The sequence below is a fragment of the Halomonas sp. E14 genome (genome assembly GCF_052568415.1).
In genome coordinates this window covers 2,191,578-2,212,581 of the sequence record NZ_CP199423.1, presented here as the reverse complement: position 1 = coordinate 2,212,581, position 21,004 = coordinate 2,191,578, and the positions used below count along the sequence as shown (strand labels likewise).

Genomic DNA, 21,004 nt, shown 5'->3' with positions numbered 1-21,004 from the left:
GGGTGTTTTCCTTGTTGAGGCCCATGGCGGCGCAACGGGATCGCAGGCCGAGCGGGCCTGTCCCAAAGTTCCTATCGGCAGCGCAAAGCATGACTTTAGCACCGTGGCGGCAACCATAAGCCGCGTTGACGGCAGCGCAGCATGATCGGCTATGATGGCGGCGGACGGAAAATAAGAGATTGGCGATCTAATCGGGCGCAGGGTCGCATGGGTCTGTCCGGGCAAGAGCGCCGACGCAGGGTGTCGGCGATGGCAGGGCGTGATGCCCATTGGCGGCTGAGAGGTCCCATGAACCAGGAACTACCCATCGAGCGCATCATGCAGGCCGGGCTGCTGACCTGCGAGCCCGACACCCCGCTGTGCGAGGCGGCCCGGCGCATGGCGCAGCGCCGCTGCAGCTCCATCCTGGTGATGAAAGCCGGCATGGCCCAGGGCATCTGGACCGAGCGCGATGCCCTGGCGATTGATTTCTCCGACCCCGCCGCCTCGACCACGGCCATCGAGCGGGTGATGAGCCGCCCCGTCGCCACTCTGCCAATGGGCACCTCCCTCAACGAAGCGGCGATTCGCTTCAGCGCCGAAGGGCGGCGCCACTTCCTGGTGGTCGATTCTCACGGCGCCCCGGTCGGCATTCTCACGCAAACCGACGTGGCGCTGAACCAGGGGCTAGAACCCTACCTGCGGCTGCGCGAGGTGCAGGCCGCGATGCGCCCCAGGGCGCTGGTGCTGCCCGGCGACAAGCGTCTCTCCGAGGCGGCCCAGACCATGCACCTGGCCGACAGCGACGCCGCGGTGGTGCGCTGCGCCGACGGCACGCTCGGCATCCTTACCGAGCGCGACCTGGTGCGCTTCGTGGCACGCCACCCCGGCGACATGCCCATCGGCGAGCTGGCCAGCCGCCCGCTGCTGACGGTGCGCGACAACGACAGCCTGATCGCGGCTCGCGACCTGCTGGTACAGCATCGGGTACGCCACCTGGCGGTGGTCAACGAGGCCGGCGAAGTGGTAGGGCTGCTCGGTTTCCGCGACCTGCTGGCCGGGGCCGAGCACCTCTACATGCAGGACCTGCGCGAGGCCCTGCAGCAGCGCGACCAGGCCTTGGCGCAATCGCGCGAGAACCTGCGCCTGGCCGAGCGCGTCATCGACACCTCGCTGGAAGGCATCATCATCACCGACCCGCGCAACCGCATCGAATTCGTCAACCCAGCCTTCACCCACATGACCGGGTACACCGCGGAAGAGGTCATCGGCAAGACGCCGGAAATCCTCTCGTCCGGCCGCCACGACGGCGCCTTCTACCGCGAGATGTGGCAGGCGCTGAAGAGCTGCGGCTACTGGCGCGGCGAGATCTGGAACCGGCGCAAGAGCGGCGAGCTCTACCTGGAGCTGCTGACCATCTCGGCCATTACCGACGAGACCGGGCAGGTTTCGCACTACGCGGCGCTGTTCAGCGACATCACCCATATCCGCGAGAACGAAGAGCGCATTCGCAAGCTGGCCTACTACGATCCGCTCACCGGCCTGCCCAACCGCCGCCTGCTGGAAGATCGCCTGGAGCTGGCCATTCGCCACGCCCATCGCAACCAGTCGCGCCTGGCGGTGCTGTTCCTCGACCTCGACCATTTCAAGCAGATCAACGACAGCCTCGGCCATGCCAGCGGCGACGAGCTGTTGGTGCTGATCGCGGAGCGGCTGCAGTCCCGGCTGCGCGAAGACGACACCCTGGCGCGCCTGGGCGGCGACGAATTCCTGGTGCTGCTGCCCGATCTCGAAGAGGTCGAGGAGGTGACCCGCATTGCCCGCCGGCTGGTCGACGCCGTGGCCGAGCCCTGCGTGCTGGAAGGGCGCGAATACCATATCGGCTGCAGCGTGGGCATCAGCCTCTACCCCGACGATGCCGTGGCCGCCGAAGTCCTGGTGCGCAACGCCGACATGGCCATGTACCGGGCCAAGCAGGATGGCCGCAACGGCTACCGGCTCTACCGCAACGACATGAACCTGCAGGACGACCGCCAGCGCGCTATGGAAACTGCGCTGCGCCACGCCATTGACACCGGCGAAGGCCTGCATATCGTCTACCAACCGCTGTTCGAGCGCGAAAGCGGCACCCTGCACGGGGCCGAGGCCCTGCTGCGCTGGCAGCACCCGCTGCTGGGCGAAGTCGCCCCCGACAGCGCCATCGCCCTGGCCGAACGCGCCGGACTCATGCCGCGGCTGGAAGAGCGAATCCTCACCCTGGTGTGCGAGCAGCTCAGCCGCTGGCGTGCCGCTGGCGTCGACCCGGTGCCGGTCAGCATCAACCTGACGGCCCGCCAGCTCTACAACAGCGCGCTTCCCCAGCGCATCGACGACGCCCTGAAGGCCCACGGGCTGCCGCCCGGGCTGCTCGGCTTCGAACTTTCGGAAAAGGCCCTGATGGAGAAGCCGCGACAGGCCGCCGAAACACTCAAGCGGCTGCGCCAGCTGGGCGGGCCCATCACCATCGACGACTTCGGCAGCGCCCACGCCGCGCTGAGCTACCTGCAGGAGCTGCCCGTCACCGCGCTCAAGATCGACCGGCGCTTCGTGCAGCGGCTCGAAGGCGGCCAGCGCGGCGCCGCAGCGGTGGTGGCGGCGGTGGCCGGCCTGGCCCATGAGCTGGAGCTGAAAGTAGTGGCCATCAGCGTGGAAACCGAGGTGCAGCACCGCGCCCTGGCGCGCCACGGCATCGACCTGGTGCAGGGCTTCCTGACCGGCCGGCCCGTCGCGGCGGAGCAGTTCGCCGGCGCCTACCTGGCGCAGCGCGACCAGCAGGCCCCGCACCCGGCGTGAAGCCGCCACAACCGGGCGCTTTTCTCCGTTTCGGCGCCCGGCAGGGGCGGTTAGGCTTGGCCCACCTTTCCATTACGGCGGCGCCTGAATGACCACCAACGGCTCCCGGGGCGGCGGCTACCACCGCGGCCCCATGCGCCATGAAAGCCTGGACGCCCCCCACCACGGCGATGAGCACGAGGGCTGGATGATCGGCTACCTCGACATCATGACGCTAATGGTGGCCCTGCTGGTGCTCATCTTCACGCTCTCCCAGCTCGGGCGCGGCGCCGAGGCGCCCGTGCCCGCGCCGCTCGGGCCGCTGCTGGGCGTGCCGGCACCCAGCGCGCTGCTGCTGGCCCGGCCGGCCGTGCCGCCACCCGCCCCGGCCGGGCTCAGCCCCAGGGCCATATCCGCCGCGCTGGGGGTGGCTGGGCTGCCGCGCCGCACGGCCTTGCCGCTGGGCACGCCGCCCACTGCCTTCACGCCTCCCGGCCCTTTGCAGCTGCTGGCGCAGCGCACGCCGCTGCCGCTGCTGGCACAGGCGCTGCCGGCTTCCATGCCGATCCAGGCCGCCTTGCCGCCCCAGCTCGAATCACAGCCTCAACCGCTGCCCCAGCCGCTGATCGACCGCGACGCTGCGCTGCCCGAACCCCAGGCGCCGTTCATGCTGATCCTCACCGACCACCCCCCGGCGCGGGTACGCGAGGTTGCGCCCGGCGCCATTCAGGCCGCCGAAGCACTGCACCATGCGCTGGGCGAACGCCTGGCCGAGGCGCCCTACCTGCCGGACCTGGAAGGGGTGGAGGTATCGCGGGTGGCCGAAGGCATCAAGCTGCGGGTGGAAGACCGGCTGCTGTTCGCCACCGCCGCGGCCGAACTGACCGACGCCGGCGAAACGCTGATCCAGCGGCTGGTGGCGGTGATCCAGCGCCACGACGGCGAAGTGGCGGTGGAAGGCCACACCGACAGCCGCCCCATCCAGACCGCCGAGTTCCCCTCCAACTGGGTGCTCTCCAGCGCCCGCGCCATCGCCATCGTGCACGCGCTGGAGCGGGCCGGGGTGGAGCCGCAGCGCCTGCGTGCCGTGGGCCTGGCCGACACCCGCCCGCTGGCCGGCAACGACAGCGCGGAAGGGCGTGCGCAGAACCGCCGGGTCGAGGTGATCATTCATGCGCAGCCGCTGGCGCTTAGCCCTTAGCCCTTAGCCTGTAGCCCTTAGCCTGTAGCCCTTAGCCTGTAGCCCTTAGCCTGTAGCCGCTAAAGTTTTTCCTGCGTCGGCCGAAGTTCCCTCTATCAGGACGTCAATTCATCGGCACTCATTCATCGCCGCTAATTCCTCGGCAAAAGGCAGTTGCATATGGCCAGTATTTCCTCCCTCGGCATCGGCTCCGGGCTCGACCTCAACGGTCTGCTCGACCAGCTCAACGCGGCGGAGCGCGGCAAGCTCAAGCCCATCGAACGCCAGATCGAAACCCAGCAGGTCAAGATTTCCGCCTACGGCGAGCTGCAGGGTGCGCTTTCCGGGCTGCAGGGTGCCGCCGGTGCGTTGAACGACGCCGCGCTCTACCAGAGCCTTTCCACCGCCACCAGCGGCGACGCCGTGCAGGCCGCGGCGGGGCGCGATGCGGCCATGGGCCAGTACGCCATCGAGGTGGAGCGGCTGGCCAGCGCGGGCAGCCTGGCCTCCGCCCGGCTGGAAGGTGTGGTCGGCCTGTCCGATGTGGTCTCCGCCGAGGGCGGCGAGCTGGTGCTGCAGTTCGCACATGCCGGTGAAGGGCAGGCCGCCAGCGTGCCCGTTTCCATCGCCGCAGGCAGCACCCTGGAGGACATCCGCGATGCCATCAACGCCGAGAGCGCCGGGGTCAGCGCCTCGATCGTCTTCGACGGTGAAGGCTACCGCCTGGCGCTGATGTCCAGCGAAACCGGCAAGGACGCGTCGATCACCGGCATGGACTGGTCCGGCGTTGACCTCGCGGAAGGGGTGGCCTTCAGCGAGGAGGAGGGCGCCGGCGCCATCGCCCAGGCCGGGCACGACGCCCTGCTCAACGTGAACGGCATTCCCATCGTCAGCGCCTCCAACCAGGTCGAGGGCGCCATCCAGGGCGTTACCCTTACCCTGGCGGCGGAGGGCAGCAGCACCGTCAAGGTGGAGCAGAACACCCGTGCGGTACGCGAGGCCGTGACCGGCTTCGTCGACGCCTACAACGCCCTGAAGGGCACCATCGGCAGGCTCACCGCTTTCAGCGGCGATGTCGAATCTGCCGGGCATCTGTTAGGCGACAGCGCCGTGCGCAGCATCGAGGCGCGCCTGCGCGGCGTGCTGTCGGGCGGCGTGGCGGCGGAAGAGGGCGGCTTCGCCATGCTGGGCGATATCGGCATTAGCCTGAAGCTCGACGGCACCCTTGACGTCGACGAAAAGCGCCTGGACGACGTGATCGCCAACGACCAGGCCGCGCTGAGCACCTTCTTTGCCGGCGACAGCGCGGGCGAGGGCCTGGCCGGCCGGCTTGGCGACACCATCGCGCAAGCCAGCGGTGGCAACGGCACGCTGGGCGGCGCCATCAGCGGGGCCGAGAGCCGCATCAAGAGCCTCAACGAACGCTATGCGCGCATGGAGCTGAGCATCGAGGCCACCATCTCCCGCTACCGCACCCAGTTCGGTCAGCTCGATGCCATGATCGCCCAGATGAACCAGACCAGCGACTACCTCTTCCAGCAGTTCGAGATCATGAACGCCCAGCTCGGCCTGAAGAAGTAGCGCAAAGCTTTCGCTGCCTTCTCTGGCGCCGGCTCCCCTGGCATCGGCTGCGTTGGTCTGCCGCCCGGCACCCGCCGGGCGTTTTCTTTTTCGCCTCACGTCCGGTCACGTAACCTTCTGTTTGGCCGACTAAAAAAAAAGCGCCGCCGAGCTAAAGTTTCCCCCTGGGGCGCCGTTAATAAGGGTAACGGCCAACGGCGCCGTTGAGGTAGGCCCGAGATGCTGGGCCGGCGAAACAAGGTTCAGTGGGCCCGCCAATGGAGCCCTCAACGAAAGAAGGAATGACACTATGTCAGTCATCAATACCAACATCACGTCGATGATCGGGCAGTCCAACCTGCAGAAGAGCCAGTCCGCCCTGCAGACCTCCATGGAGCGCCTCTCCTCCGGCCTGCGCATCAACAGCGCCAAGGATGATGCGGCCGGTCAGGCCATCGCCAACCGTATGTCTTCCCAGATCACCGGTCTGGCCCAGGCGCAGCGTAACGCCAACGACGGTATCTCCGTTGCCCAGACCGCCGAAGGTGCCCTGAACCAGATCAACGACAACCTTCAGCGTATTCGTGAGCTGGCCGTTCAGGCTGAAAACGGCACCAACTCCGCCGAAGACCGCCAGTCGATCCAGAACGAAATCGACCAGCGCCTGAACGAGATCAACCGCATCTCCGACGAGACCAACTTCAACGGCACCAAGGTGCTGCAGTCCGACAACAACATGCGGATTCAGGTCGGTGCCAACGATGGCGAAGTGATTTCCATTGGTCTGAAGGAAATCAACGTCAAGACGCTGGGCCTGGAAGGCTTCAATGTGACTGGCAAGGGCGAAATCGCTAACGCCGCTGCTTCGCGCAATGACCTCGTTCTGGCTGGCTTCCAGGCGCAAGGCACCTCCAACGGGGTTGAACGCTTCACCAATGTACTGCAGAACGTCGAGGCTAAAGCCTCTAATGTACTTGGTTCAGTGACTAACGGCAGTGTCGTGAGCTTCAGCGGCACCAATACTGGGTTTAATGTCGCTGCAACGGACGGCTATACCTTCAACGCCGCCACCAACAGCTATAGCTTTGATGCTGCCGGCGTTGATATGGCTGACGCTCTGTCTCACCTGGTACCCAGCAAGGCAGGTGAAACCACTGAGCTGACCATTACCATCCAGGGTGCTCCCAATGGTGGCACTCAGAACGTCATAGTCGATAGCGAAGGAAACCTGACCGCTAAGGAATCTGGCGCGGTGCTGTACCTGACGGCAGATGGCAACCTGACCCAGACCAACAGCAGCGGCTCATTGCAGCAGGCCAAGTTGGAAAACGTGCTGGAAAGCATGGGTAGCCAAGGAGTCGCAGCTCCAACCGCACCGTCTATCTCTGAATCGTTTGGGGATGGTACTGATGCTGCTACTTTGCAAGTTGGCTTCTCAGCACTGACGGCGGGTCAGTCCATCACCCTGGATGGCGTGACGCTGACCGCGTCCGGCACGATGACTGATGAAGACGTTGCGGCGGCTTTCTTCACCAAGCTGCAGAACACCGGCATCGAAGGAGTGGCCAACGGTGCATTTACGGGCAGTTTCGGCACGCTTGATTTTAACAATCTGGGTGGTGCTACAGCTGTGTCAGGGGCGACAATGACCCTTGAGACAAGTGGTAATGATGACGGCGCGGCCTTTGGTGGTCCTGGTGGCATTGTGGCAGAAGTAGCAGGTCAGGACGCCGGCACCGGCGGTACCATCAAGATGGGTGATACCGTCTTTACCGCCGACACTACCACTGGCAATCTGAACGTTACCAATGCCACCATCGGTGCCGATCAGCTGGCCAAGCAGATGCAAGGCTCCGCCTTCACGGTCAATGTTGATGGCAATCAGTATGAGATTGCAGCAAATGGTAGCGTATCTCGTGAACTGCAGGCGATTGAGTCCACGGGAACTGCTAACTATGGTGATGCCACAAATGCTGCCAGCGTCAGTCTCACCTTCGGCAACATGCAGGCGGGTGATGCCTATGAAATTGACGGCGTGACGTTCACCGCCAATCAGAGTCTGACAGGCGAACAGGTGGCGAACGCCTTTGCGGCGGCGCTGGGTGGCAATTTCGATTCTGCCCTGGGTGATTTCGGCACCTCGCCGACTTTCACTAATATGGATACCCCTGCTGATTTCACCACGCAAGTGGTAGACGGCACGCTGACCATCACTACTACTGGAAATAATGATGGTGCTGCCTTCGGTGGTGCTGCAGTAGCTGTCAACGCCACCGTCAATAGCGATGCCACGAACGTGTACATCAATGCTGATGGCGGTTTCGTCACCGATGCGACCTCCACCATCGAGCGTTTCGTGCAAGAGAATGGCAATGTGACGGATAGCTCTGCGCGTCAAGTGTTCGTTGACCAGCAGGGCGAGTTGACCTTCAAGTCCGTCACCGAAAGCGAGCGTTCCAAGCTGGGTGATTTGGATGACGCCCTGTCCCAGGTCGACGCTCTGCGCTCTGACCTCGGTGCCATTCAGAACCGTCTGGAATCTGCCATCGACAACCTGGGTACTACCCAGACCAACCTCTCTGCCGCCCGTTCGCGCATCGAAGATGCCGACTACGCGGTGGAAGTGGCCAACATGACCCGCGCGCAGATCCTGCAGCAGGCTGGCACTTCCGTACTGGCTCAGGCCAACCAGATCCCGCAGTCCGTGCTGTCGCTGCTGGGTTAATCTGGGGCTTGAACCGGTGGGGCAGGCAGGCTTTGCCCCACTTTCAAGGCCGACAGGCGCCCTCGTGGCGCCTGTTTTTTTTCGAGGAGTCGAAGATGTCAACGGTACACACGAGCCTATCGTCAAGCGAGTTGTTGGATAACCTGTTGCCCAAGCTCAAGGCCACCGAGAACTTCCTTCACGATACGCTCAACGTCAAGATTGAGTGTTGCGCCGAGCCGAGGGAAAGGCGTCGCCTTGCCAACCTCCAGACGGAGTTTGAGCTTGAAATCGCCATGATCCGCATGAACCTGGCGCATCTGCTTAGGCGCTACTCGGAAGAACTGGTTGACGCGACAGGGGCGAGCGAAGGAAAGCGCGATACGCTGCTGGCATTGGATGACCATGAAGCGGTCGCCATCGAAAGCATTCGGCGCCTCTATTCCCGCTCGCATGCGCTGCAAACCGGTTCGGAAGGGAGCAGTGCATGAGCGAAGAAAACTACCAGCAAGTGATCGATGCCCTTCAAGACCTTATCGACGAGACGCAAAGCACCCTTGAGCGCTTCGAGACGGCCGGCATGGTCGAAAAGATGCCGAAGGATTACGACAGGCTGCTGGGCATTCTGGACGATGCCGTAAAGCAGCAGCGGTCGCATACGCTGGCGATGCTCCAGCTTCCGGTAGAAGGTCCAATGACAGGGGAGGGGGAATGAATGAAGCGCAACGTATCACCTTGCATGACGTGCTTTACGAGAAATAAAGGACACCCACATAGGGCGCGAGAGATGTTCGAGCGGCGGGCGGCGTGACCCTTCTTCAGTCGTAGGGGGTGGCGCGGGAGTCGCGGCCGGTCATGGTAGACTTCCCGCAACTGAAAGGAGGGTGCATGGCCGCCAACCACCACGACACCGGCTACAAGGAGCTGTTCAGCTACCCGGAGTTCGTTCAGCAACTGATTGAAGGCTTCGCCCCGCCCGAGCTCGCCGCGCTGATGGACTTCACCACGCTCCAGAACCACAGCGGCCACTACATCACGCCGTTGTTCGAGGAGAAGTTCGAAGACGTGGTGTGGTCAGTGGAGATCACCTGGGAGGGGATGCCCCAGCGTGTCTTCCTCTATATCCTGTTGGAGTTTCAGTCCACGGTGGATCGCACCATGCCGATCCGGCTGATGCACTATGTCGCCTGCTTTTACAGCGAGCTACTCAAGCAGAAGGTTGTCACCCCGGGTCAAGGCTTGCCGCCGATCTTGCCCATCGTGCTCTACAACGGCTCGAAGCCCTGGACGGCCCCGCGGGATATCTTCGAGATGGTGCAGCCGGAACCGCCCGCGTTCCTGCGGGTCTATCAGCCACACCTGCGCTACTACCTGATCGACGAAGGGCGCTACACTGACGAAGACTTGGGGCTGCGCCAGACCCCGCTAAGCGGCGTGTTCAGCGTGGAAAACGCCGGCCAGAGCTGGGAAGCCCTGCAGCGCGCCGTGGACCGTGTCGTTGTTATCATCCGGGCCGATCCCAACAAGCAGCGCATCGACCGAATCATCACGCGTTGGCTCAAGCGCCACCTGCAGTGGCTTGGTGCCGAGCTCGATCTGGCACAGCTAAACAGCCTGGTAGAGGACAAGGACATGCTTGCAGAGAATTTAGAGAACTTGGTGAAAAAGGAGCGGCAGGAAGGTCGTCAGGAAGGTCGCCAGGAAGGTCGCCTACAGGGCCGTCACGAAGGCATCGAGGGTACCCTGCGTAAGTTGATCGAGCTGAAGTTTGGTGGCGTGTCTGACTGGGCGGAAGAACGCCTGACGCAGGCCAGCGATGAGCAGTTGGATGCGTGGGTCGGCAAGATCCTGACCGCGGGTACGCTGGAAGAGCTGTTCAGCGATCATTGAGTTCTTATCGCCGGCAACCGGAGACAGCCGTCATGTCGGTTCGCCCCTCAATCTCGATGCCGTGAAACAGCAGCGGACGCATACACTGGCGATGCTGGGTTGAATTTGTCTTACAGGCTAGTAGGCAGCCAATCAGGGACAGGCCGCCATTTCTTCTGAAGGCTGGGGCTTGTCTCTTGATTTCAGGCCCTGAGCTGCGCCTCGGCAAAATCCAGCAGCCGCTGGTAGTCGCGCTGGCGTATTACGCTCTCGACGATGCCGGCGTCCAGGTTGAGGTAGTCGTGCACCAGCGCGTTGCGCAGGCCGATGACCTTGTTCCAGGGCGTGCCGCTGTCGTCGTGGCCGAGGCGGTGCAGCTTGGCGAAAGCCTGCCTTGCGTCGCTGGGCACTGCCTGCCCCAGTGCCTTCAGGCGCTGCTTGGCGATGCCGATACAGGCCTCGGTCAGCAGCTGCAGGTTGCGTTCAGCGGCCCGGTAGAGCAGCGGGCTTAGCCCACTGGGTTGCTTGGCGGCCTGCGATAGCTGCTCCAGCTCCTCGGTGAGGGTCGCCAGGTGCTCCCGCATGGCGTCGATATATTCGTGTTCCATAGGGGTCGGCTCGGTCGGTCAGGCGAAGTGGCGCTGATGGTAGAGGTGGTCGATCTCCCACATGGAGCCGATGCGCTGTTCCTCTCGAATCACCCGCAGGCGATCGTTGGCCTGCAGCACGCGCCCGGTGCGGATGATCACATGCGCCAGGGGCAGCGGCGCCAGGTTGATGTCCACGATGGAGAGCTGGCCCTCTTTTAGCGCCAGGGCATCCTGCCAGGCTTGCGTCAGCAGCTCGGGGCGCAAGCGCCGCTCCAGCGGGTCCTTCTCGAAACTGCGAAACGCGACGGCCAGGTCGTAGTCGCTGCGGGGCGTTGCGGTGCCCTTGGCCCGCGAGCCATAGAGCCACAGCACGGCGATTTCGTCGCTGCGGGCCGCCAGTTCGGCCAGGGCTTCCTGAAGGGCGGTGGCATCTGGCATCGGGTCCTGCCTTGAATCGGCTGAGCAAGAGGGTGTCAGTCTAGCATTCGATAAGATAAGGCGTAATCAGGCAAAGGCCGGTGCGCACCGCAGGCCGCTATGACGCCTGCGGTGCTACACTGGCGGCCTGCCGCACCGTCATGCCTGGAGGCGCCATGTCCGCTGCCGCTCGCAAGAAACTGCCCATCGGTATCCAGACGTTTTCCGACATCCGTGAAGGCGGCTACTACTACGTTGACAAGACCTCGGTGATCCATCGACTGGTGGAAGAGGGGAAGTACTACTTTCTCTCGCGGCCGCGGCGCTTCGGCAAGAGCCTGCTGCTGGATACGCTGCGCTGCCTGTTCGAGGGGCGCGAGGCGCTGTTCGAGGGGCTCCATATCCACGACAAGTGGGACTGGCAGGTGCAGCACCCGGTGATTCGGCTGAGCTTCGCCGATGGAGTGTTGACCAGCCGAGAAGCGCTGGATCGACATATCGAAGAATTGCTGCGCGCCGAAAAGGAACGACTGCAGCTCTCGCTGCAGAACACCTCCATCGCCGGTCAGTACCGAGAGCTTATCCAACAGGCCCACGAAATGTATGGCCGGCGCGTGGTGGTGTTGATCGATGAGTACGACAAGCCGATTCTCGACAACCTGCTGGCGCCCGAGCGCGCCCGTGAGCTGCGCGAGGGGCTGAAGAACCTCTATAGCGTGCTCAAGGACGCCGACCCGCACCTGGCCTTCGTGCTGCTTACCGGGGTGTCGAAGTTCAGCAAGGTGAGCCTGTTCTCGGGGCTGAACAACCTGAACGACATCACCCTTGATGCGCCTTACGCATCGATCTGCGGGTATACCGATGCCGACATCGACACGGTGTTCGCCCCCGAGCTGCCGGGGCTTGAGCGCGACGAGATCCGCCGCTGGTACAACGGCTACCGCTGGGGCGGGCAGGAGGTCACCGCGGTCTACAACCCCTTCGACGTGCTGCTGCTGTTCCAGAAGCGCCAGTTCGGCGCCTACTGGTTCGAGAGCGCCACGCCTACTTTCCTGGTGGAGGTGCTCAGGCAGCGAGGCATATTCACCCCGGCGCTGGATCAGTGGGAGACCGAGCCTGAGCTGTTGGGTCGCTTCGACGTGGACGATATCGCCACCGAAGGCTTGCTGTTCCAGACCGGCTATCTCACGGTGAAGAAAGTAGAAGAGCCGATGCTAGGCTATCGGCTCTATACCCTGGGTTTTCCCAACCAGGAGGTTGAGACCAGCCTCAACCAGGCACTGCTGCCAGTGCTGGGGATGGAGAGCGCTCCCCGTGAACGCAAGACGCTGTTCACCCATCTGCGTGCCCACGACTTGGTGGGGCTGGAAGCGCACCTCAAGGCACTCTATGCCGGTCTGCCGCACGACTGGTACCGCAACAACCCCATCGCCCGTTACGAAGGCCACTATGCCAGCGTGTTCTACAGCCACTTCGCCGCACTGGGCGTGAACGTGACGGTGGAGGACGCCAGCCACCACGGCAAGGTCGACATGACGGTGGACTTCGCCGGGCATATCTACCTGTTCGAGTTCAAGGTGGTGGAACAGCTGCCCGAAGGCAGCGCCCTAGCGCAGATCAAGGCCAGGGGCTACGCCGACAAGTACCGCGGCCAGGGCAAGCCGATTCACCTGGTCGGGGTGGAGTTTTCCCGCGAGCGGCGCCAGATCGTGGCGTTCGAGGTGGAGTCACTGCAGGCAAGTTAGAAGGCGGCAGGGGAGTTGCCGCCTGTGTTACTGCGCGGGGCGATCAGCGGGCGGGGTTGAGCTCGGTGATCTTCAGCGTGGCGGGCTGCATTTGGTTGCTGCCGTGCACGCCGACCCAGATGTTGTACATGCCGTTCTGCGGGTTCTGGAACATTACCAGCGGGTTCAGGCCGATGAAGTCGTCGTTGCAGTACCAGCGGCCGTCCGGTGCGTTGATCACCAGGGTGGTGTCGCTGCTGGCCTCGACGGTGATATAGAGCGGCAGGCTGCCTGGGGTATAGTGCAGGTCGACATCGGGGGCGCTGCCCATGATGAAGCCGGTGCAGCCCGGCCCGAGCTTGCCGTTCACCTCCGTGGAGCCTCCCGCCTGCAGGTTCAGTTCCCAGGGGTCAGGGGTGAAGCCGGCCGCAAGGTGATGGCTCCCGTAGCTGGGCGAGGCCGACCAGTCGGGCTCCTGGGCGGTGGCGCTGCCGAATGCCAGCGCGGTGCCGAGGCCCAGCGCCATGATGCCCGTGCGGGCTGAGAAAGAGGGTAGGTTGCGGTTCACTGTGGAGTTCCTGCGTGAAGGCGCCGGGCGCCTGGAAGGATCGGCAGGGTTCTTCCGCCCCGCCTGATGGCTCGAGGTAGAATACGGGCAAATGCCCTTGATTGAGAAGGGGCGCATATAGCGCCGGGAGCCTTACCTTGCCGAGTATCGATGTGGTGCTGGAACTCTCTGCCGAGGCCTGCCTGGCCCACTACGAGGGGCGGGCGGGGCTGGTGCTGGCGCGCAGTCTGGATGGCCGGCGGGTGCGCTTTCCCGCCGAGGCGCTGCGCCGGGTGGTCACCCGGGAGGGGGTGCACGGCACCTTTCGCCTGGTCTTCACCGCAGAAGGCCGTTTTCAGGCTATAGAGCGGCTGACTTGAATTGGCAATAGCCCTATCCTTGTCGCGCGTCGACTCTCGCACCCTCGTGATGTTTCGATTCGTCTGATATACAACAAGAAGCGATTTATCGGCTTTCGCCACGCGGCCATGTGCCGCACTCCTTCCTGCAGGCCACTTCATGCGCTATAGCCAACCCCAAGACCCGAGCCACTATCAGAACCGCCGCCTGGATGTGCTGGCCGAGCCGCCGGAAGTCGGCCACGAGCTGTTCGTCGGGCTCAGCGCCCTGCGCGACACGTTGAGTAGCCGCCACCATTCCCGCGACTTCGCCTTTGCCCACGCCCGCTACCTGCGCAGCCGAGTGCTGGCGCTGGGGCTGATTTTTGCGCTGCTGTCGCCGCTGTGGATCGTGGTTGACTCCCTGGTGCTTCCTTCAGAGCTGCTGCGCTACACCCTGGTCGGCCGCATCGTGCTGATGCTGGGGCTGGTGGCGGTGCTGCTGCTGGCATATACGAGCGGCGAGCGCATCCGCCGCATTCGCTTCAGCGCCGGCATGCTGCTGGCGCTGCCGGCGGGGTTCTACCTGCTGGTGCTGTTCATGCTGCCGCCGGACCAGGTGCAGAACCTGGTCGGCTACGGCTTCATCCCGTTCCTGCTGGTGGCCGCGCTCAGCATCTTTCCCTTCACGCTGCTGGAGTCGCTGGCGGCGGGGCTGGCCATGCTGGGGCTGCTGGCCTTTTCGCAGCACGTGGATGGCGCCTGGCTAACCGGTCGTGGCGTCGAGAGCCTGTGGTTGCTCTCCAGCCTGCTGATGGTGTCGTTGGCGGCCAATCACTTCCAGCTCAGCCTGCTGCTGCGGCTCTATCGCCAGGCCACTCACGACCCGCTGACGGGCCTGTTCAACCGCGGCGCGTTGGAAGTGCACCTGACCAAGATCCAGGCCTGGCAGCGGGAAACCCAGGGTCAGGCGGAAGCCGGCGCCGTGCCCTGTTCGCTGCTGATGTTCGACCTGGACAACTTCAAGCTCATCAACGACACCCACGGCCATTCGGTGGGCGATACGGTACTGTGCCGCTTTGCCGAGGTGCTCATTGGTCAGACCCGCAAGCACGACTGCACCGCACGCTACGGCGGCGAGGAGTTCGTGGTGCTGCTGGTAGGCAGCGGCACGGCGCGGGCGGTCGAGGTGGCGGAGCGTATCCGGGTGGCGGTGGAAAACCATGCCTTCTATAGCCGCGACAACCAGCGCATACCTGTGACCAGCAGCATCGGCGTGACCCGCCTGTGTGAGGATGAACCGCCCCAGGAGGCGCTGAAGCGCGCCGACGAAGCCTTGTACCGGGCCAAGCATGCCGGCCGTAACCGTGTCGAATTGATCGATGCGCCCTGCGCTTGAGCAGGTCAAGTTCTCGCCGCACCTGCCGATATGACTCTCATGTTTCTCGGGGAGTCTAGGCGGTATGCCCAATAATACGCAGCAGGTGGCGCGACACACGTGGCTGGTTCTGGTGCCGGTGCTGCTGCTGGCCATGGGGCTTATCAACGGCCTGGCCGGCTGGTACCTGCCCGGAGAGTGGCAGCCTTCCGCTGCCAGCCTGCCGGTGATGACGCTGGTAGGAGGCGGCCTGCTGGCTGCCACCCTGCAGCGCGTGCGTCTGGCGCAGGGCTGCGGCGTGCTGCTGCTGGGTCTTGGTCTTTCTTCCCCCCTGGCGGCTCTGCTGCCCTCGCTGGCGGATTTCCTGATGCTGGGGACGGCGCCGTTTTCACCGGCTGCCAGCATCGCCTTGCTGATGGCATCGGCCTGCCTGATGGGCGGAACCGCCACCCCGCGGGCGCGCCTCGGCTGGTTCTGGGTCGGTATCGCGATTTGCCTGATCGGTGCGCTGAGCGTCTTGAGTGTTGTATGGCCGTATCTGGTGATACCCAGCCCCTGGGGCCAGGCCTTTACCACCCCCTTCACCGCACTTCCCGCGTTGCTGTGCGGCACTGCCATGCTGCTGCTGAGCCGACGTTCCGCCGCGCCATTGGCGCTGAATCGCGCCGCGGTACTGGCGCTGGTGGGCGGCGTGCTGGCCAGCAGCCTGGCCTGGTATGCGCTCACCTGGCAGCAGGCCGACGCCCAGCGCCGCCATGCCGCCGAGCTGCTCATTCACTTCAAGGGAGCGAGCGAGCGCGCGGTGGACGGCCAGCAGCGCAGCCTGCAGCGCCTGGCCGAACGCTGGGCCAACCTTGGCGGGCTTCCCCCGGCGTCCTACCGTGCTACGGAATCGGCGACCTATTTTCGCGACATGCCGGAACTGCTCTCGCTCTACTGGCAGGCCCAAGACGAGACCTTCGGCCCGGGACGCGACCGTGACGCCGAGCTGCGCCTGCCGGAGTGGGTACAGCTTGGCGACGCCTGGCTGCTCGACTGGCTGGCGGTAGGCGGTCCTTACCCCCGCTGGGTGCTGCCCGACAGGGACCGGCCCGAGCTGACGCTGGTGGTGGTGCCACTGCCTGAGCCTGCCGACGGCCGGGTGGTGGCTCTGGTCGATCTGCGCCGTCTTGTCGAGAGAGAGCTGTCTGCCTTGGTCACCCCGCTGACGCTGACGGTGTGGCGCAACGATGTGAGGTTGGTCGACAACCGCCAGGACCAGGCGAGCGAAGGGCGTCTATTGCATAGCACTTCTATCGTGCTGCCCGGCGGCGTGAGGCTGCTGGTTCAGGCGCACGACGCCCAGCCGGCCATGGTACCGCTGGCTGCGCTGATGCCGCTGGGCGTGGCCCTGGGCGGGCTGCTGCTTAGCTACCTGCTGGCGTTCAGCCTCGGCATGGCCAGCCTGGGCAGGCGGCGCTCGCTGGCCCTGGCACAAGCACAGCGCTACCTGCGGGCGCAGCAGCGTGTGCAGACCATGATCGCCCGTGACCAGCCGCTGGCCGACACGCTCAAGGCCGTGTGCCGCCTGGTGGAAGCCCAGGCGCCGGGGGCCATCGCTTCGATCATGCTGTGCGACGAAACCGGCACGCTGCTGAGCAAGGTGTATACGGTGTCGCTACCCGAAAGCTGGTGCACGGCGCTGCGCGACGTGCGCATCGGCCCGGGCAACGGCGCCTGCGGGCGCGCTGCCTACCTGCGCGAATTCGTGGTCTGCGCCAATATCGCCGAGGATGCGAAGTGGCGCGGTTTTCATGCCGCGGCGGAGGCGCATGGCCTGCGCGCCTGCTGGTCCTACCCGGTGATGGCCAGCGACGGCCGCCTGCTGGGCACTTTCGCCATCTATTCCGCGCAGCCCGGCGAACCTCAGCGCAGCGACCGGCGGCGCATCGTCGAAGCGGCGGAGCTGGTGTCGCTGGCGGTGGAGCGCGAACAGAACCGCCGTGCGCTGCGGGAAAGCGAGCAGCGCTACCGTTCGCTGTTTACCTACCATCCGGATGCGGTGTTCTCGCTGGACCTGGCGGGCCGCTTCGTCAGCGCCAACGCGGCCTGCTCCGAGGTGACGGGCTACCGGCTGGAGTCGCTGATCGGCCAGCACTTCGATGCCTTGATCGAGCCGGCCGACCGCGAGCGCCTGCGCGATCAGCTGCGTGCCGCGGGGGAGGGGGAGGCGTTCCGCTATTCGCTCACGGTGTCGCACGCCGAGGGGCACAGCGTCTATCTCGACCTGACCAATCTGCCAATGGTGGTCGAAGGCAAGGTGATCGGCTACTACGGTATCGCCAAGGACATGACCGAGCGCCACCGCCGCGACACCGAGCTGCGCATCCTGCAGCGCAGCGTGGAAGCCAGCATCAACGGCATCGTCATCGCCGATGCGCGTGCGCCCGGCCTGCCGATGATCTATGCCAACGAGGCGTTCGAGCGTATCACCGGCTATCGGCGCAGTGAGATCATCGGGCAGGGCTGCAGCGTGCTGCAGGGCAGCGAAACCGATCCGCAGGCCATTGACCAGATGCGCCGGGCATTGGCCGAGCAGCGTGAGCTCAGCGTCACTTTGTGCAACTACCGCAAGGACGGTACGCCGTTCTGGAACAATCTCTACCTGGCACCGGTTCGCGACTTCTCCGGCGAGGTCACCCACTTCGTCGGCGTTCTGCACGATATTTCCGAGCGCAAGGCCTACGAGGCGAAGCTCTCCTACCACGCCAGCCACGACGCCCTGACCGGGCTGGCCAACCGTGCGCTGTTCGAGGACCGCCTGCTGCACGATGTTCAGCTGGCTCAGCGTCACGGTCGCCAGCTGGCCGTGCTGTATGTCGACCTGGATGATTTCAAGCCGATCAACGATAGCCTGGGCCACGAGGTGGGCGACAAGGTGCTGATCGACGTGGCCCGGCGCGTGGCGAAGGAGCTGGACCCCGGCGATACGCTGGCCCGCTTCGGTGGCGACGAATTCGTCATCCTGCTGCCGGAGCTGCGCAGCGAAGACGCCGCCCTGAGGCTGGCGGAGCGGCTGCTGGCCAGCATCGGACGGCCCTTCCGCGTGGAGGAGCATGAACTGTATATCGGCGCCAGCGTGGGCGTCGCCTTCCTCAAGGAGGAGCTGGCGAACCCCGTCGAACTGATCCAGCAGGCCGACATGGCGATGTATCGCGCCAAGCAGAAGGGCCGCAACGCCTGGGAGTGCTATACCCGAGAAATCAATGCCGAGGTGAGCTCGCGCATGGCGTTGCGCAACGACCTGCAGGAGGCGATCGAGGCGGGCGACTTCGAGCTGCATTACCAGCCGCTGCTGTGGGCAGAGGATGCATCGGTGGCCGGGTTCGAGGCGCTGGTGCGCTGGAAGCACCCGGTGAAGGGCTATCTTTCGCCTGGGCTGTTCATCCCGCTGGCCGAGGAGACCGGGCAGATCGCCCCGATCAGCGAGTGGGTGCTGCGCCAGGCCTGCCGTGACATGCGCCGCCTGGGCAATGAGGGCTACGGCCGGTTTCGTGTCGCGGTCAATCTGTCGCCGCTGCAGTTCCACCGCCCCAATTTCCTCGACAAGCTCAAGCGAGCGCTGCTGGAAACAGGGCTTGAGCCGGACTACCTCGAGCTGGAGCTGACCGAAGGCATCCTGATGAACGATACCGCGGCGGCGGTGGCCACCCTGCACCAGCTGCGCGACATGGGCGTGGAAGTTTCCATCGACGATTTCGGTACCGGCTACTCCAGCCTCAGCTACCTGAAGCAGCTGCCGATCGGCAAGATCAAGATCGATCGCAGCTTCATCAGGGAAGTGACCACCAATCCCCACGACAGCGCCATCGTGCAGGGCATCATCTCCATGGCGCATCACCTGGGGCTCGAGGTGGTGGCAGAAGGCATCGAGGAGGCCGAGCAGCGCGATTTCCTCGCGGCGCATGGCTGCGACGTGCTGCAGGGCTTCTTCTTCGCCAAGCCGATGCCGCTGGATCAGCTGCGCGCCTACCTGGAACGACAGGGCTATCGCTCCGCCGGGGCTAAAGTTGCCTTCCAGCCAGCCGATAGATGAGTGCCTTTCGTCTGGCTCTTTCGTGCTGAGCGCATGGGGAAAAGAGATGCAACCAAGGGGTGAGCGATAAGCATGGAGCCGCACCAGGATGACTTCATACGGGTGACCAGCCCGGGCGAGATCGAGGCGCTGCTGGATCAGCTGATCCAGCCGGGTGGCGCTTCGCTGCTGCTCGATGCCCCCGAGAGCGCGCCGCTGCCCGTGGTGGTCATGGAGCAGCAGCCCGGCGAATCGCTCACCGTTGATCTTTCCGCCATCCGCGAAGTGGTGGGTGAGCTCAAGCGTGGGCTGGGGTTTCGCCTGCTGGGGCAGTTCCAGGGCAAGATGATTCGCACGCCTTCCCTCAAGGCAATGAGCCTCGATGCCGAGCAGGGCCGAACGATCGGCTACTGCGAGTACCCCCTTTACCTGGAAGAGCTGCAGCGCCGTGAAGCCTACCGCGCACGCCTGCGCCTGGGCATGGAGGTCGGCGCCATCCTGCGTAGCGCAGTGACGGACAGCGAAGCCTCGGCGCAGGGCGATCTCAAGGATCTGTCGCAGGAGGGCTGCCTGCTCGAACTGCCGGCTTCTTCCGCCGCCCTGCTGACCGACGGCCTGCTGTTCGAGATCGAGTTCTGCTTCCCCAACGGCACCCGCTTCACGGTCAAGGCGGTGCCGCGCCACAAGCAGGCAGACGCCGACCGGCAGACGCTCAAGGTGGGCTTCAAGTTCGATGCCTGCACCGCCGATCAGGAGCGCAAACTGTGGTTTTTCGTGCGCGAGATCGAGCGCGAGGCGAAGCGCTACGGCGAGGAGGCCGACGTCGGCCGCCTGCCGTCGATGCTGTTCCAGAGCCAGTCGGCCGCAGTCGCGCCGCCGGTAAGCCGGCGCAACCTGTTGAACTACCCCACGCCGATGGCGCGGCGCCTGGCACGGGTGGCGGGCTACCTCGATGCGCAACTGCTTGAGCTGCAGCAGGGCGATGAGGTGGACTCGGTTCAGCTCTCGCGGCATGCCGACATGCTGCTGCAGCTGGCCGAGGAGGACATCGAAGCGCTGCAGTTCGCCACGCGCTGCTTGGTGCAGGAGCCGCTGCTGGTGCGCCACGGCCTGGCCGTGGCCGTGCACATGCTGGCGCTGGCCGGCAGCAACGCCGTGCCGCGCGACGTGCGCAAGGCGCTGGCGGCCAGCGCCATGATCCATGACCTCGGCAAAGGGCTGCTGCCGGGTGAACTGCTGGCGGCGCCGTCGCTAGAGCCCGCTGAGTTCGCCCGGCTCAAGACCCACGTGGAACTGCTGCAGCAGCGGCTGGGTCGCTGCCAGTGGCTTTCGCCCGCGGTCGTCAAGGCGGTAGTGGTCGGCTCCAACGAGCGTCTCGACGGCAGCGGCTATCCGACCGGCGCTTCTGCCAAAGGGCTTTCCGAACTGGCGCGCATGAGCGCCGTGGTCGACGTGGTGGACGCCATGCGCCGCAGCCGGGCCGACCGCCCGGCCTGGCGCATCGATGCGGTCTATCGTCACCTGCTGCACTCTCCGCACCTGTTCGATCCGCGCTGGGTCAAGCGCTACGTGCAGCGCTTCGGGCTGCGCCCGGTGGGCTCGCTGGTGCGTTTTTCTGGCGGTGCGCTGGCCTGGGTGCAGCGGCTCGATCAGCAGGGCAAGCCGTTCCAGGTACAGCTGACCGATGCAATGGTGCCGCCCGGCGAAGCCCTGGGCGAGGTGCTGCGCGGCGATGTCACCGCTCGCCTGGGTGACATGGTGGAAGAGCTGGCGGTGTCGACCTGAGTGCTGGGCTGAAGGCGTCGTCTAAAGTGGGTGCGCCTGCTGCCGATATAGCGAAATAACCCTTGGAA

The 21,004-nt window shown here is 64.8% G+C and carries 15 protein-coding genes; 12 read left to right on the top strand and 3 right to left on the bottom strand.

Annotated features, from left to right (window positions below; genetic code table 11):
• Positions 1-288: 288 nt before the first annotated feature.
• The 7 genes from ACT7B3_RS10300 to ACT7B3_RS10270 all read left to right on the top strand — a co-directional run bounded on the left by ACT7B3_RS10300 (position 289) and on the right by ACT7B3_RS10270 (position 10,124).
• A complete protein-coding gene (locus tag ACT7B3_RS10300) occupies positions 289-2,811 on the top strand; it encodes an EAL domain-containing protein (protein ID WP_445157879.1) in 2,523 nt (840 codons plus the stop codon).
• An 88-nt stretch (positions 2,812-2,899) separates the two neighbouring features.
• Positions 2,900-3,991 (top strand): OmpA family protein, encoded by a 1,092-nt coding sequence (locus ACT7B3_RS10295; RefSeq protein ID WP_445157878.1) that lies wholly within the window; start codon positions 2,900-2,902, stop codon positions 3,989-3,991.
• A 159-nt stretch (positions 3,992-4,150) separates the two neighbouring features.
• A complete protein-coding gene (gene fliD, locus ACT7B3_RS10290; protein WP_445157877.1) occupies positions 4,151-5,551 on the top strand; it encodes a flagellar filament capping protein FliD in 1,401 nt (466 codons plus the stop codon).
• Between the two features lie 289 nt (positions 5,552-5,840).
• On the top strand, positions 5,841-8,255 hold the full coding sequence (locus ACT7B3_RS10285) for a flagellin N-terminal helical domain-containing protein (protein ID WP_445157876.1): 2,415 nt from the start codon (positions 5,841-5,843) through the stop codon (positions 8,253-8,255).
• 95 nt (positions 8,256-8,350) lie between these two features.
• On the top strand, positions 8,351-8,725 hold the full coding sequence (locus ACT7B3_RS10280; RefSeq protein WP_445157875.1) for a hypothetical protein: 375 nt from the start codon (positions 8,351-8,353) through the stop codon (positions 8,723-8,725).
• Complete coding sequence (locus tag ACT7B3_RS10275; RefSeq protein WP_445157874.1) at positions 8,722-8,949, top strand: hypothetical protein; 228 nt, start codon at positions 8,722-8,724, stop codon at positions 8,947-8,949. The genes ACT7B3_RS10280 and ACT7B3_RS10275 overlap by 4 nt, the downstream gene beginning before the upstream one ends.
• Positions 8,950-9,122: 173 nt before the next feature.
• On the top strand, positions 9,123-10,124 hold the full coding sequence (locus ACT7B3_RS10270; protein WP_445157873.1) for an Rpn family recombination-promoting nuclease/putative transposase: 1,002 nt from the start codon (positions 9,123-9,125) through the stop codon (positions 10,122-10,124).
• Between the two features lie 182 nt (positions 10,125-10,306).
• Here the strand turns inward: ACT7B3_RS10270 and hepT are convergent, their stop codons facing one another.
• On the bottom strand, positions 10,307-10,711 hold the full coding sequence (hepT, locus tag ACT7B3_RS10265; protein ID WP_445157872.1) for a type VII toxin-antitoxin system HepT family RNase toxin: 405 nt from the start codon (positions 10,709-10,711) through the stop codon (positions 10,307-10,309).
• A gap of 18 nt (positions 10,712-10,729) precedes the next feature.
• Complete coding sequence (gene mntA, locus ACT7B3_RS10260) at positions 10,730-11,131, bottom strand: type VII toxin-antitoxin system MntA family adenylyltransferase antitoxin (protein WP_445157871.1); 402 nt, start codon at positions 11,129-11,131, stop codon at positions 10,730-10,732.
• Positions 11,132-11,286: 155 nt separating this feature from the next.
• Between mntA and ACT7B3_RS10255 the strand changes: the two genes are divergently transcribed.
• On the top strand, positions 11,287-12,855 hold the full coding sequence (locus ACT7B3_RS10255) for an ATP-binding protein (protein WP_445157870.1): 1,569 nt from the start codon (positions 11,287-11,289) through the stop codon (positions 12,853-12,855).
• Between the two features lie 43 nt (positions 12,856-12,898).
• On the opposite strand, the gene ACT7B3_RS10250 is transcribed toward ACT7B3_RS10255, so the two are convergent.
• Positions 12,899-13,402, bottom strand: a complete 504-nt coding sequence (locus ACT7B3_RS10250; RefSeq protein WP_445157869.1) for a hypothetical protein — start codon at positions 13,400-13,402, stop codon at positions 12,899-12,901.
• A 137-nt stretch (positions 13,403-13,539) separates the two neighbouring features.
• On the opposite strand from ACT7B3_RS10250, the gene ACT7B3_RS10245 reads away from it, so the two are divergent.
• The 4 genes from ACT7B3_RS10245 to ACT7B3_RS10230 all read left to right on the top strand — a co-directional run bounded on the left by ACT7B3_RS10245 (position 13,540) and on the right by ACT7B3_RS10230 (position 20,936).
• Positions 13,540-13,761 (top strand): DUF2835 domain-containing protein, encoded by a 222-nt coding sequence (locus ACT7B3_RS10245; RefSeq protein WP_445157868.1) that lies wholly within the window; start codon positions 13,540-13,542, stop codon positions 13,759-13,761.
• Between the two features lie 139 nt (positions 13,762-13,900).
• Positions 13,901-15,118: a GGDEF domain-containing protein gene (locus ACT7B3_RS10240; protein WP_445157867.1), complete on the top strand. Its 1,218-nt coding sequence runs from the start codon at positions 13,901-13,903 to the stop codon at positions 15,116-15,118.
• A 64-nt stretch (positions 15,119-15,182) separates the two neighbouring features.
• The gene (locus ACT7B3_RS10235; protein ID WP_445157866.1) at positions 15,183-19,172 is read left to right on the top strand and encodes an EAL domain-containing protein; all 3,990 of its coding nucleotides are present in this window, start codon (positions 15,183-15,185) and stop codon (positions 19,170-19,172) included.
• 72 nt (positions 19,173-19,244) lie between these two features.
• On the top strand, positions 19,245-20,936 hold the full coding sequence (locus ACT7B3_RS10230) for an HD domain-containing phosphohydrolase (protein ID WP_445157865.1): 1,692 nt from the start codon (positions 19,245-19,247) through the stop codon (positions 20,934-20,936).
• Positions 20,937-21,004 lie beyond the last annotated feature (68 nt).